Annotated in this window: 13 protein-coding genes; 8 read left to right on the forward strand and 5 right to left on the reverse strand. The window is 60.9% G+C overall.

Annotated features, from left to right (window positions below):
- Positions 1 to 7 precede the first annotated feature (7 nt).
- Genes nadD through KB554_RS07785 form a run of 3 tightly spaced genes read right to left on the reverse strand, consistent with a single transcriptional unit; the run spans position 8 to position 2,295 of the window.
- Positions 8 to 817, reverse strand: a complete 810-nt coding sequence (gene nadD, locus KB554_RS07775; RefSeq protein ID WP_141429887.1) for a nicotinate (nicotinamide) nucleotide adenylyltransferase — start codon at positions 815 to 817, stop codon at positions 8 to 10.
- Positions 814 to 1,383: a guanylate kinase gene (gmk, locus tag KB554_RS07780; protein ID WP_141429886.1), complete on the reverse strand. Its 570-nt coding sequence runs from the start codon at positions 1,381 to 1,383 to the stop codon at positions 814 to 816. The genes nadD and gmk overlap by 4 nt, the downstream gene beginning before the upstream one ends.
- Positions 1,384 to 1,422: 39 nt before the next feature.
- The gene (locus KB554_RS07785; RefSeq protein ID WP_211035540.1) at positions 1,423 to 2,295 is read right to left on the reverse strand and encodes a YicC/YloC family endoribonuclease; all 873 of its coding nucleotides are present in this window, start codon (positions 2,293 to 2,295) and stop codon (positions 1,423 to 1,425) included.
- A 185-nt stretch (positions 2,296 to 2,480) separates the two neighbouring features.
- Between KB554_RS07785 and serC the strand changes: the two genes are divergently transcribed.
- The 7 genes from serC to KB554_RS07820 all read left to right on the forward strand — a co-directional run bounded on the left by serC (position 2,481) and on the right by KB554_RS07820 (position 9,010).
- Positions 2,481 to 3,554: a 3-phosphoserine/phosphohydroxythreonine transaminase gene (gene serC, locus KB554_RS07790; protein WP_211035436.1), complete on the forward strand. Its 1,074-nt coding sequence runs from the start codon at positions 2,481 to 2,483 to the stop codon at positions 3,552 to 3,554.
- Between the two features lie 111 nt (positions 3,555 to 3,665).
- Positions 3,666 to 4,589: a 3-phosphoglycerate dehydrogenase gene (locus tag KB554_RS07795; protein ID WP_211035542.1), complete on the forward strand. Its 924-nt coding sequence runs from the start codon at positions 3,666 to 3,668 to the stop codon at positions 4,587 to 4,589.
- An 81-nt stretch (positions 4,590 to 4,670) separates the two neighbouring features.
- The gene (locus KB554_RS07800; RefSeq protein WP_141429884.1) at positions 4,671 to 5,915 is read left to right on the forward strand and encodes a DUF1015 domain-containing protein; all 1,245 of its coding nucleotides are present in this window, start codon (positions 4,671 to 4,673) and stop codon (positions 5,913 to 5,915) included.
- A gap of 450 nt (positions 5,916 to 6,365) precedes the next feature.
- Entirely contained in the window at positions 6,366 to 6,593 is a 228-nt protein-coding gene (locus KB554_RS07805; RefSeq protein WP_141429883.1) for a 4Fe-4S binding protein, read from the forward strand.
- Positions 6,594 to 6,595: 2 nt separating this feature from the next.
- Complete coding sequence (locus KB554_RS07810; RefSeq protein ID WP_141429882.1) at positions 6,596 to 7,690, forward strand: 3-methyl-2-oxobutanoate dehydrogenase subunit VorB; 1,095 nt, start codon at positions 6,596 to 6,598, stop codon at positions 7,688 to 7,690.
- Between the two features lie 4 nt (positions 7,691 to 7,694).
- Entirely contained in the window at positions 7,695 to 8,471 is a 777-nt protein-coding gene (locus tag KB554_RS07815) for a thiamine pyrophosphate-dependent enzyme (RefSeq protein WP_141429881.1), read from the forward strand.
- Positions 8,468 to 9,010: a 2-oxoacid:acceptor oxidoreductase family protein gene (locus tag KB554_RS07820; RefSeq protein ID WP_015546220.1), complete on the forward strand. Its 543-nt coding sequence runs from the start codon at positions 8,468 to 8,470 to the stop codon at positions 9,008 to 9,010. Before KB554_RS07815 ends, KB554_RS07820 begins: the two co-directional genes overlap by 4 nt.
- Positions 9,011 to 9,072: 62 nt before the next feature.
- On the opposite strand, the gene KB554_RS07825 is transcribed toward KB554_RS07820, so the two are convergent.
- Together KB554_RS07825 and KB554_RS07830 are read right to left on the reverse strand one after the other, a co-directional pair.
- Positions 9,073 to 9,795, reverse strand: coding sequence for a hypothetical protein (locus KB554_RS07825; protein ID WP_211035438.1), 723 nt, complete (start codon positions 9,793 to 9,795; stop codon positions 9,073 to 9,075).
- Positions 9,796 to 10,183: 388 nt separating this feature from the next.
- Positions 10,184 to 11,938, reverse strand: coding sequence for an LTA synthase family protein (locus KB554_RS07830; RefSeq protein WP_211035440.1), 1,755 nt, complete (start codon positions 11,936 to 11,938; stop codon positions 10,184 to 10,186).
- Positions 11,939 to 12,045: 107 nt separating this feature from the next.
- Between KB554_RS07830 and KB554_RS07835 the strand changes: the two genes are divergently transcribed.
- Positions 12,046 to 12,747: a peroxiredoxin gene (locus tag KB554_RS07835; RefSeq protein WP_211035442.1), complete on the forward strand. Its 702-nt coding sequence runs from the start codon at positions 12,046 to 12,048 to the stop codon at positions 12,745 to 12,747.
- The last annotated feature ends 74 nt before the right edge of the window (positions 12,748 to 12,821 follow it).

Here is a 12,821-nt window from a genome sequence, read left to right on the forward strand (position 1 = left end):
GGGCGTCTCAGGGGTTGTAGAGGTCCTTGTAGCGGAACTCCAGAATCTCCCGCGCCATCTCGACGTACTGCCGGGCCTCGGCGTTGTCTGTGTCGAGGGCCAGCGCCCGGTTGAAGTCGTTGAGGGCAGCGCCCCACTCGTTGAGACGGAAATGGAGTCTGCCGCGTTCGACGTAGAGCGCCGCATCCGCCGTTCCGGCGTCGATCCGCGCCGAGAGGGCCGCGATCCGCGAAGCGGGGCTCCACAGTCCCTTGCGGCGGATGTACTCCGCCACCCCGTCGTCGAGCAGGCCGTCCACCGCTTCGCCCCGTCCGATGCGTTCGCGGATCTGCGTGGCGGAGAGGTCCTGCAACGGGGCGTCGTCGAGCACGGTGATCCGCCCTGCGAAACGGTCGGTCCGTTCGCCGCGGCGCGGATAGACGTAGATCGGATATTCGAGCACCCGCTCGTACTCCTTCCAGCCGTCGAGCCGGGCGATCTGATCGCCGCCCATGAGAATCGAGAAGCGCATTTCCGACCCGAAGTTCTGCGTGAGATAACGAAGCGTGTCGATTGTGTACGAGGGCTTCGGGAGCAGAAACTCCACCGCCGACGGCTTGATGCGGTCCGGGTATTCCGATGCCGCGCAGGCGATCTCCGCCATCTCGAAACGGTCCAGTTCGGGAGCCAGCTCCGCGGTCTCCTTGTAGGGGCTCCGGGGCGAGACGACGAGCGCCACCTCGTCGCAGAGGCCGCGTTCGAGGACGTACTCGGCCAGGGCGGTATGTCCCTTGTGCACCGGGTTGAACGACCCGAAATAGAGCATCATGCGCTTCATTCGGCCTCTCCGATAAATGCGTCGAGAATCGCGCAGGTGCGCTCCACGGCCTCCTCGAGACGGTCGTTCAGCACGATGTGGTCGAACTCCGGGGCCTTGGTCAGCTCGAACTCGGCCTTCGCCACACGCCGCTCGATCACTTCGGGGGCGTCCGTGCCGCGCCCTTCGAGGCGGCGGCGCAACTCCTCCACGGAGGGCGGCATGATGAATACCGAGCAGGCGTCGCCGCCGAAGATGCGCTTGAGGTTGATGCCTCCCAGCACGTCCACGTCGAAGACGATCACGTGGCCCCGCTGCCAGATGCGTTCCACCTCGCTGCGCAGCGTGCCGTAGCAGGTTCCCTCGTAAACCTCCTCCCACTCCACGAAGCGGTTTTCGGCTACGGCGCGCATGAACTCCTCCTGCGGAAGAAAATAGTAGTCCGTCCCGTCGCGCTCCTCGCCGCGCGGGGCGCGGCTGGTTGCCGAAATCGAGAATTCCAACTGCGGATAGCGCGCCAGCAGCCGGCGGACGATCGTGGTTTTGCCCGACCCGCTCGGGGCGGAGAAGATGATGACTTTGCCCATCGTGTGTATCTGTTTCGGTTCCGCGGCGTTGCGGCCCGTTTACAATATGTTCAGCACCTGTTCCTTGATCTTTTCCAGCTCGTCCTTCATCTGCACGACGATCCGCTGGATGTTCGCCTCGTTGGCCTTCGATCCCATCGTGTTGATCTCGCGGCCCATCTCCTGGGCGATGAAGCCCAGCTTGCGGCCCGCGTCCTCCTCGCTGCCGGCCACTTCGCGGAAGTAGCGGCAGTGGTTGTCCAGGCGCACCTTCTCCTCGGTGATGTCGAGTTTCTCGAGGTAGAAGATCATCTCCTGCTCCAGCCGGTTGCGGTCCACCTCGGCGGCGAGTTTCGCGAGGTTGTCCAGAATCCGGGCCCGGATGGTCTCGGTGCGGGCCTTTTCGAACGGTTCGACCTCGTGACGGTATCCTTCGATCAGCTCCACGCGCCGCAGCAGGTCGGCGATCAGGATGGCGCCCTCCTGCGAGCGGAAGGCGTCGAGCCTGCCGCAGGCTTCCTCGACGGCCCGCAGCAGTGCGGCGTGCTCCTCCTCGGAGACGCTCTCCGCGTCGGTGGACACCGCGTCGGGAAGGCGCATGAGCACCTGCAGTGCGGCGGCGTCCCATCCGGGGCCCGTCGTGTCGAACCCCGCTTCGCGGGCGGCTTCGCGCAGCTCGCCGGCGTAGGCGGCCAGTATCTGCCCGTTGATGTGGGCCGAGGTTTCGACGGCCTGCGATTCGACCGAAACGAAGACGTCCACCTTCCCGCGCCGGAGCGCGCGGGCGACCGCGTTGCGGATTTCGTATTCCGATTGCCGGTAGATCGCCGGCAGCCGCAGCGAGAGGTCCATCTGTTTGGAGTTCAGGGAGCGGATTTCGACCGTGATTTTTCGGTTCGGGAGCGTGACTTCGCTTTTCCCGAAGCCGGTCATTGATTTTACCATGTGGCTGGAGCTTAAATTTCGGCAAAATTAATAAAAACAATTCAAAAAGGGAGGGCTTCGGGACGGAGAGTGAAATTTATTTGGCGACGCTTGCATTTTTGAATTTATTTTTGTTTATATTTGTGTTAGTAAACTAACAGAATGAAAGTCAAACAACCAAATCACGTAACATTATGAAAAAGCACAATTTCAATGCAGGACCTTCGATCCTGGCGGACGAGGTGATCGAAAATGCGGCCAAGGCCGTGCTCGACTTCAACGGATCGGGACTCTCCGTGCTTTCTATCTCGCATCGCTCGAAGGAGTTCGATGCCGTGATGGAGGAGGCCGACCGGCTCTTCCGCGAATTGCTGGCCATTCCCGACAACTACCGGATCGTCTATCTGGGGGGCGGCGCCAGCACCCTCTTCTACGAGGTGGCGGCCAACTTCCTCGGCCGGAAGGCGGGTTACGTGAATACGGGCGTATGGTCCAAGAAAGCCATCAAGGAGGCCAAACGCTACGGCGAGGTCGAGGTGGTGGCTTCGTCCGAGGACCGCAACTTCACCTACATTCCGAAGGGTTTCGCCGTTCCCGCGGATCTGGACTACCTGCACATTACGTCGAACAACACGATCTACGGTACGGAGTACCACGAGAACATCTCCTCGCCCGTGCCCCTTATCGCCGACATGTCGTCCGACATCCTGTCGCGTCCGGTGGACGTCTCGAAGTACGCCATGATCTACGGCGGCGCCCAGAAGAACCTGGCCCCGGCGGGCGTGGCTTTCGCCATCATCCGCGAGGACATGCTCGACCGCATCGTCCGCGACCTGCCGACGATGGTGTCGTTCAGGACCCACGTGGAGAACAACTCGATGTTCAACACGCCGCCCGTCTTCCCTATCTACGTACTCATGGAGACGCTGCGCTGGCTCAAGTCGATCGGCGGCGTCGGGGAAATCTTCCGCCGCAACCGCGAGAAGGCCGCGCTGCTCTACGACGAGATCGACCGCAACCCGCTCTTCCGCGGCACGGTGGAGAAGGAGGACCGTTCGCTGATGAACATTTGCTTCGTCATGGCGGACGGTTACGAGGAGCTGGCCCCCGAGTTCATGGAGGCCGCCAAGGCCCGCGGCATCGTCGGCATCAAGGGTCACCGGCTGGTGGGCGGCTTCCGTGCGTCGTGCTACAATGCGCTGCCGGTTGAGAGCGTCCGCGTGCTGGTGGAGTGCATGCAGGAGTTCGCCGCGAAACACGCGAAATAACCCGCGGTCATGGCTCTCGTTACGCGTGTCCCGGCCGGTTACGACACCCTCACGGGCGAAGTGAAGGCGTGGGATTATAAAGAGGAGTTGAACATCGAAATCATGAAGAGTATGAAAATATTGGTAGCTACGGAGAAGCCTTTCGCGAAGAAGGCCGTGGAGGGAATCCGGGAAATCGTCGAAGAGGCCGGCGGCGAGCTGGCATTGCTCGAGAAATACACCGACAAAGTGCAGTTGCTCGAGGCCGTTGCGGAGGCCGATGCGCTGATCGTCCGCAGCGACAAGGTGACCGCCGAGGTGATCGCCGCGGCGCGGCGTCTCCGGATCGTCGTGCGTGCCGGCGCGGGATACGACAACGTGGACCTTGCGGCCGCTTCGGTGCGGGGAATCGTGGTGATGAACACCCCGGGACAGAACTCGAACGCCGTGGCCGAACTGGCCGTGGCGCTGATGATCTTCATGTCGCGCAACCGCTTCACGCCCGGCACGGGCTCGGAGATTCAGGGCAAGACGCTCGGAATCCACGCCTACGGCAATGTGGGGCGTCTGGTGGGCCGTAAGGGCAAGGCGCTGGGAATGAACGTCATTGCCTACGACCCATTCCTCTCCGATCCGGCGGTCTTCGAGGCCGATGGCGTGCGGCGCGTCGGTTCCGTGGAGGAGCTTTACAAAACCGCCGATTTCCTTTCGCTGCACATTCCCGCGACGGCCGAGACCAAGGGCTCGATCGGCTACGACCTGCTGATGTCGATGCCCAAGGGGGCGACGCTGGTGAACACGGCGCGCAAGGAGGTGATCGACGAGGGGGGGCTGATGCGCGCGCTGACCGAGCGCGAGGACCTGAAGTACGTCACCGACATCGCCGCGGGCAATCAGGCCGCGTTGGACGAGGCGTTCGGCAAGCGCGTCTTCGCCACGCCCAAGAAGATGGGCGCCGAGACGGCCGAGGCCAACCTCAATGCCGGTCTGGCCGCCGCACGGCAGATCGTGGATTTCTTCAGAACGGGCAACACCCGTTTCCAGGTAAACAAATAAACGGCGAATACGAGAACCGTCCGGGGCGGAGAGGCGTTTCTGCGTCCGCGCTCCGGACGGTATCGGCAACCTGAAACTGTTATGGTAAGAATCAAACCTTTTCGCGGAATCCGCCCGCCGAAGCAGTATGCGGCCGAGGTGGCGTCGCGTCCCTACGACGTGCTGAACTCCGCCGAGGCGAAGGCCGAGGCCACGGAGCGTTCGCTGCTGCATATTATCAAACCCGAGATCGACTTCGATCCCATCGCCGACGAACACGCCCCGGAGGTCTATGCCCGGGCCGTGGAGAATTTCCGCAAGTGGCGCGAACGGGGCTGGCTCGTACAGGACCCCGGCGAGTACTATTATATATATGCGCAGACGATGGAGGGCCGCACGCAGTACGGTCTGGCCATGTGCTGCCACTTCGAGGACTACCTCTCGGGGGCCATCAAGAAGCACGAGCTGACGCGCACCGAGAAGGAGGAGGACCGCATGATCCACGTCCGCAATCAGCAGGCCAATATCGAGCCGGTGTTCTTCGCCTATCCCGACAACGCGGAGATCGACGCCATCGTGGAAGGCGTGGTGAAGTCCGAAGCCCCGGAGTACGACTTCACGGCCGAGGACGGCTTCGGGCACAAGCTCTGGGTGATCCGCGACCGGGCTACGAACGACCGCATCACGGAGATATTCAAGGGTATTCCGGCGCTGTACGTCGCTGACGGACACCACCGCACGGCCGCTGCCGCGCGTGTGGGCGCGGAGTGCCGCGGGAAGAATCCGCATCATACGGGCGAGGAGGAGTACTGCTATTTCCTGGCCGTGACGTTCCCCGCCAGTCAGCTCCGCATCATCGACTACAACCGCGTGGTGAAGGACCTGAACGGACTGACGCCCGAGGCGTTCGTCGAACGGCTGAAAGAGGATTTCACGGTCGAGGAGAAGGGCGCGGAGGAGTACCGTCCGCAGGCGCTGCACAATTTCTCGATGTACCTCGGAGGCCGCTGGTACAGCCTGACGGCCAAACCGGGAACCTACGACGACCACGACCCGATCGGGGTGCTGGACGTAACGGTGCTTTCTAACCGGGTGCTGGACCGGATTCTGGGCATCGGGGACCTCCGGACGTCGAAACGGATCGACTTCGTGGGCGGCATCCGCGGACTGGGCGAGCTGAAGCGCCGCGTGGACAGCGGGGAGATGCAGGCGGCCTTCGCCCTCTACCCCGTCTCGATGAAGCAACTGATCGACATCGCCGACACGGGCAATATCATGCCGCCGAAGACCACGTGGTTCGAGCCGAAGCTGCGCTCGGGCGTGGTGATTCACTCCTTCGGCGAGTGACGGGACTGCGGGCCGCAGGAACCGCCGCCTGCGGAGGAACCCGTTGCGGACAGCATGTGCGGGGATCGCCTTGGAGGGCGGTCCCCGCTTTTTTATGGGGCGCGGTTGCGGAATCTGCCGCGGCCGCCCTGCCCTTCCAGCCCGGAGCGGATTCGTGTGCGGTGCTTTGCCGGGAGGTTTCCGGTCTGCCGGATGTGGGCTCCTGTCCGGGGTACGGTTCCGGCGGCGTAACGGGTGTGCCGAGGCCCGGAGTGCGGTTTCCGCCGTGAATGGATGCGGTTTTCCGCCGCAGCGGCCGCTGCCGGGGTGCGGATATTTTTTGCCGGCAGCGTGTTCGGACGCCCGGACGATCGCTTCCGGGTCGTCGGATTTCCCGAAAGTTTTGTTGTGAACAATCGAGTATTTGTCGAAATTTTCTTACATTTGTAAGAACAAACAAACAACGTCGATATGGCAAAAATCAAAGGAACGATCGTGGTCGATAAGGAGCGGTGCAAAGGGTGCGGGGTCTGCGTGGCGTCGTGTCCGTGCGCGGTGCTCGAATTGTCGGCCGAGGTGAACAGCAAGGGCTATCCGGTGGCCCGGATGGCGAATCCCGACGCCTGCACGGGTTGCGCCTCGTGCGCGGTGATCTGTCCCGACAGCGTCATCACGGTTTATCGTCAAAAATTCGAATAGCTATGGCAGAGAAGGAGATAAAATTGATGAAAGGCAACGAGGTGATCGCCCATGCGGCGATCCGCTACGGTTGCGACGGGTATTTCGGCTACCCGATCACGCCCCAGTCGGAGGTGATGGAGACGCTCATGGAGCTCAAGCCCTGGGAGACGACCGGCATGGTGGTCCTGCAGGCCGAGTCGGAGATTTCGTCGATCAACATGGTTTACGGCGGGGCTTCGACCGGCAAACGGGTGATGACCTCCTCGTCGAGCCCCGGCATCAGTCTGATGTCCGAGGGGCTGAGCTATCTGGCCGGGGCCGAGCTTCCGTGCCTTGTCGTGAACTGCCAGCGCGGCGGCCCGGGACTGGGCACGATCCAGCCTTCGCAGGGCGACTATTTCCAGGCCTGCAAGGGCGGCGGGCACGGCGACTTCCACCTGATCGTCTTCGCGCCCAACTCGGTGCAGGAGATGCACGACCATGTGGCCGAGGCGTTCGATTTGGCCTTCAAGTACCGCAATCCGGCCATGATCCTGGCCGACGGCGCGATCGGACAGATGATGGAGAAGGTGGTGCTCGCTCCGCAGCGGCCCCGCAGGACCGATGAGGAGATCGCCGCCGAGTGCCGCACGTGGGCCGCTTACGGCAAACCCGCCGACCGCGGACGCAATGTCGTGACGTCGCTCGAACTACAGTCGGAGAAGATGGAGATCATCAACAAGCGGCTGCAGGACAAGTACCGTGCGCTCGAAGAGAACGAGGTGCGTTACGAGGCGATCGGATGCGACGATGCGGAGTGGGTGATCGTGGCCTTCGGATCGTCGGCGCGCATCTGTTCGGCGACGGTCGAAATGGCCCGTGCCGAGGGGTTGAAGGTCGGCCTGCTGCGTCCGATCACGCTCTACCCTTTCCCGAAGAAACAGATCGCCGAACTGGCCGCCCGCGGCGTCAGGGGCTTCCTGTCGGCCGAGCTGAACGCCGGCCAGATGGTCGAGGACGTGCGGCTGGCCGTGAACGGCAAGGCTCCCGTGGAGCATTACGGCCGTCAGGGCGGTATGCTTTTCAATCCCGACGAGGTGCTCGACGCGCTCAAGGAAAAACTGATTAACAAGTAAGACGATGGCAGAGGTTGAAATCAAACAGGAGAATCTGGTCTACGCGAAGCCCAGACTCATCACCGATAACGTCATGCACTACTGTCCGGGCTGTAGCCACGGTACGGTGCACAAACTCGTAGCGGAGGTCATTGACGAGATGGGCCTCGCGGAGAAGGCCGTGGGCATTTCGCCCGTGGGCTGCTCGGTGTTCGCCTACAATTATATCGACATCGACTGGATCGAGGCGGCGCACGGCCGCGCGCTGGCCGTGGCTACGGCCGTGAAGCGGCTCCACCCGGGAAATCTGGTCTTCACCTACCAGGGCGACGGCGACCTTTCGGCCATCGGCACGGCGGAGTCGATCCATGCGGCGGCACGCGGCGAGAACGTCGTGGCGATCTATATCAATAATGCGATCTACGGCATGACCGGCGGTCAGATGGCTCCCACCACCCTCCTGGGCATGAAGACGGCGACGACGCCCTACGGCCGCGACCCGCGGCTGAACGGTTATCCCTACAAGATCGCCGAGATGATGGCCCATCTGGACGGTGCGACCTACATCACGCGTCAGAGCGTGCACACGCCTGCCAACGTGCGCAAGTGCAAGAAGGCGATCCGCAAGGCGTTCGAAAATTCGATGGCCGGCAACGGTTTCTCGCTCGTGGAGGTCGTTTCGACCTGCAACAGCGGCTGGAAACTCTCGCCCGTGGCCTCGAACAAGTGGCTTGCCGAGAACATGCTGCCCTTCTATCCGCTGGGCGATATCAAGGACGTAAAAATGGAGGAGACGCGATGAAAGAGACATTGATCATAGCAGGATTCGGAGGACAGGGCGTCCTTTCGATGGGTAAGATTCTGGCCTATTCGGGCGTGATGCAGGACTTCGAGGTGACGTGGATGCCCTCCTACGGCCCCGAGATGCGCGGCGGCACGGCCAACGTGACGGTGATCCTCTCCGACCGGAAGATTTCGTCGCCCATCGCGCACGAGTTCGACACGGCGATCATTCTGAACCAGCAGTCGATGGAGAAGTTCGAGCCGATGGTCAAGCCGGGCGGCGTGCTGATCTACGACACGAACGGCATCACGCGGCACCCGGTGCGCAAGGACATCGAAGTCTATGCGATCGACGCCACGGCCGAGTGCGCGAAGATGGGTCAGGCCAAGCTGTTCAACACGATGATCCTGGGCGGTTACCTCAAGGTGCGTCCTGTCGTTGCGATGGAGAACGTGATGGTGGGCCTGAAAAAGTCGCTTCCGGAGCGGGCGTGGAAAATGCTTCCGGCCAACGAGGAGGCCATCCGCCACGGCGGCGAGATCATCCGCAAACGCTGATTCCGGTGACATGTATGAAGAAGAAGAGGCGCCTTGTATAGCGCCTCTTCTTTTGTGTTCGGTCAGAACCCGAAGCCGATTCTGAACAGAATGGCATTCGTTCCGGTTCCCATGTGCTGGAACCGGATGCTGAAATCTCCGCGGGGCGATCCTTTTCGGTTTCCCCAGTTGATACCCGGACCTACGCTGGTATAGAATTCCGTTCCCTCGGCCCAACCGGCTACTCCGAATGCAGCACCGAGGTCGAGCGAAAAATAGACAGCAAGTTTTTTGGTAGCCGGATAATATCCTTTCAGATTGATGAATGAAGACAATACTCCGGCTCCGTCGTAGCTGCCGATCGCGTTTCCGTAGTAGTCCTCCATGTCTATGGATTCGTAAAAATAGTCGAACCCGAGGCCCAGACCGGTGAATAGATAGGGGTTGATGCGTATGCCGTGTACGGTTTCGAAGAGGATCCGGTCCGTGTTGATGAATTCGGAGACCCTGCCCACGCCGAGTCCGTATGCCGCTGCTATTTCTCCCTGATATTTCGGGAAGTCTCCTGCGATATCCGATCGGGTGCGGGCGGAGTTGGCCGAAATGATATCTTTGGAACCGTTTTGATATTTGATGATGAATATTTCGTTTGCCGGGATGATGTAAATCGGGCCGTCGAGATTTTCCCATTTTTTGTATTCGATCTCCGTTTCAGTTACTTTCAGGACCTTGGCCTGAATTTCATCCGCGTTTTTCTTTAGTATGATATCCTGCGCCGAAACGGTACAGCATACGAGTGCGAGCATGGATGTTAGATACGATTTTTTCATAATGCTTGAGTTGATGTGGGTTATTGACAAGCATATAAAAAACGCAGGCTAAACTTTTATTTGCTATTGAGGTCTTCGACTACCTTGCTGACAAATAATGAGTAAAGCCCACGTAGAAACGTGAGCGTTTACGCTTTACTCTTGTCAGCTGTGAAATTGTCGAAGTTTCAATAGCAAGCAATAAAGCTAACGCTTTTTATATGTATGTACCTGTGCTTCGCTGTGCGGTGGCGGTACGCGTGTGTTTCAGGTAAACGATCTATTTATTCATAGGCGTTGTTTTTTAGTTATGATAGAACAAATATACGAATATTTTCCAAATGAATTTTTATAGTGTCCTTTTATGTCCGGAAGATGAGCCGTTTCAGTCGTCTGTCCGGGATTTGAAATAATCCGACCGGATCAGGATGTCCGAGACGCGCCACAGCGCTTTGCGGTACTGCCGCACCGAATCGTCCGTGTTGTCGCCGACCCAGCCGCTCGAATGGTCCGACGCGCAGTCGATCCGGCGGCGGAAGACGCTTTCGCCCAGTCCGTGAAAGGTGTAATCCCCGGCGTTCATCATGTCCAGCAGGCTCGGATAGATGTCGCATTGCGCGATCGCGGCATCCGTGCCGACGGCCTTCAGCGGGGCGTTGAGAATGAACAGCGGGACGAACCGATCGCTCAGTTCGCACCGTTCGCGTCCCTCGTAGCGGTTGCGGGTGATCGAGTCGTGGTCGCCCGTGATGACGACGATGCTCCGCTCGTAGAGCCCGCACCGTTTGAGCGAGTCGATGAACCCCGCGAGGCAACGGTCTGCGTATTGCGTGACGACCAGGTAGTATTTCGCCTGCTCGTCCGTGATGCAGGCTTCGTTGAGCGGGCTTTCGAGCTCGCTTTTCACGGCATCGTGGCCCGACATGGTGACCAACTGGGCGTAAAACGGCTGCGGCAGCTCCCGCAGGATCGGAAGGGCGCGGCGGTACAGGTTTTCGTCTGCCCGGACCGAGGGGCCGCCTTCGCCCAGCTTCTCGTGCAGGGCGCCGAATCCGTAACTCTTCGTCGTGGCCTCTTGATTCCAGTAGGACCGGGAGTCGCAGATGAACGAGGCGGAGGCATACCCCTTCCGGGCCAGCGCTTTCGGGAGCGACGGATAGGTGTTCGTGCTGCCGTAGAGGCTGGCGGCGGCTCCGGTTTCGATCGGCAGCAGTCCGGTATTGAGCAGCAACTGGGCGTCGGACGAACGGCCGTCCTTCACCTGCGGCAATACGTGCGGAAAGCAGATTACGCTCGTGTCCCGGGCCAGCGAATCGAGAAAGGGAGTCACTTCGGTCCCTTCGACCGTGAGTCCTATGGGCCAGCTGGAGAGCGATTCCATGAGTACCACGATGAGGTTTTTCCGGTGCTCCGGCGTCAGCGGATCGCGGAAGGCCCTCCGTTCGGAGGCTTCGACGAACTGTGCGGCGTACTGTTTTTCTTCATCCGAGCAGCCCTGCAGGCAGCCGATTTCGTAGATCCAGTAATTTATCAGTCCGAATTCGCGGTAGCCTACCATGAGCTCGTTCCGGAAACAGGGCCAGGGATGGCTGAAACTGTTGCGGTCGTGGCGGTACGGCAGCGCGACGACGGCGGCGATGAACAGCAGGCAGCCCGCGCACCACACGATGCGGAACCGCTTCCCCCCCCCTTTGGAATCGTATCGGCTCAGGAACGGATAGCAGACGGCGAAGCAGACCGAGGGAAGCACGATCCAAAGGTCCCGGAACCGGATCGAGCTGCGGATGCTCGGACCGAGGCCGTCGAGGTTGCGCACCATCAGGTACGAGGGCAGCGGCATGACGTTGCCGTAGTTCCGGTAGTACCAGACGTTCGAGAGCAGGTAAAGGTCGGCCAGCGCGATCCAGAGCAGCACCCACCGTTTTTTGTGCAGGAACCAGACGGGCAGCGCCAGCAGCATGGCGTCGGTGAATCGCCGGAGCCGGATGACGAACAGGTGCGGATGCGGGATTTCCCAGATGCGGTCCGCGGCCGACAGCGCGGCATAGAAGGCCAGCGTCAGCAGCAGGTAGATCGCAGGCCGGAATAGCGGGGAACTGCCGCCGGGGATACCGGTTCGGACGAACGGGGTGCGGATCATAATGCGTTTTTTTCGGAAACGCCGCAAAGGTACGGATTTTTTCCTCGAAAGCGGCATTCGGGTATCGAATTTGCGGAATGTCGGACGGATTTCAAATTTCAGAGATTATGGACGAACAACGACGGACGATGCCGCGGCTGGGGGAACCCGTCCCGGCTTTCGAGGCGATGACGACCCGGGGGAGGATCCGCTTCCCGGGCGATTACAAGGGCAAATGGGTGATTCTGTTCAGCCATCCGGCCGATTTCACGCCGATCTGCACGACCGAGGTGCTTACGTTCGGGGCCCGCACGGAGCGGTTCCGGGCGTTGAACTGCGAGCTGGTGGGGCTTTCGGTGGACAGCCGCAACAGCCATATCGCCTGGCTGCGGACGATCCGCGACCGGATCGAATACCGCGGGATGAGGGGCGTGCGGGTCGAATTCCCGATCATCGACGATGTGGGGATGAAGGTCGCGTCGCTCTACGGCATGATTCAGCCAGGAGAGAGCGAGACGGCGGCTGTGCGGGCGGTCTTTTTCATCGACCCGACGGGCGTGCTGCGGGCCATGATCTGCTATCCGCTGGCGCTGGGGCGCAATTTCGACGAGATCGAGCGGGTGCTGATCGGATTGCAGACCATCGACGCCTTCCGGATCGCGCTGCCGGCCGACTGGCGGCCGGGCGACGACGTGATCGTGCCGATGAAGGGCGACGACGGCGAGAAGCAGCCCGAGGGGGTGACTTGCTGCGACTGGTTTTTCTGCACGAAGCCGTTGCCGAAGGAGGAGGTCGAACGGAAGATCGGCAAAGGCGTGCCTGTCGCGTGAGGTCGTTCCCGGAACGGATTCACCCCTGCCGCACGCAGCGGCAGGGGTGAATTGCGTATCGGGGCGTGCTCCTG

The sequence above is a fragment of the Alistipes sp. Marseille-P2263 genome (assembly GCF_018101075.1).
In the GTDB taxonomy this organism is placed as follows: domain Bacteria; phylum Bacteroidota; class Bacteroidia; order Bacteroidales; family Rikenellaceae; genus Alistipes; species Alistipes dispar.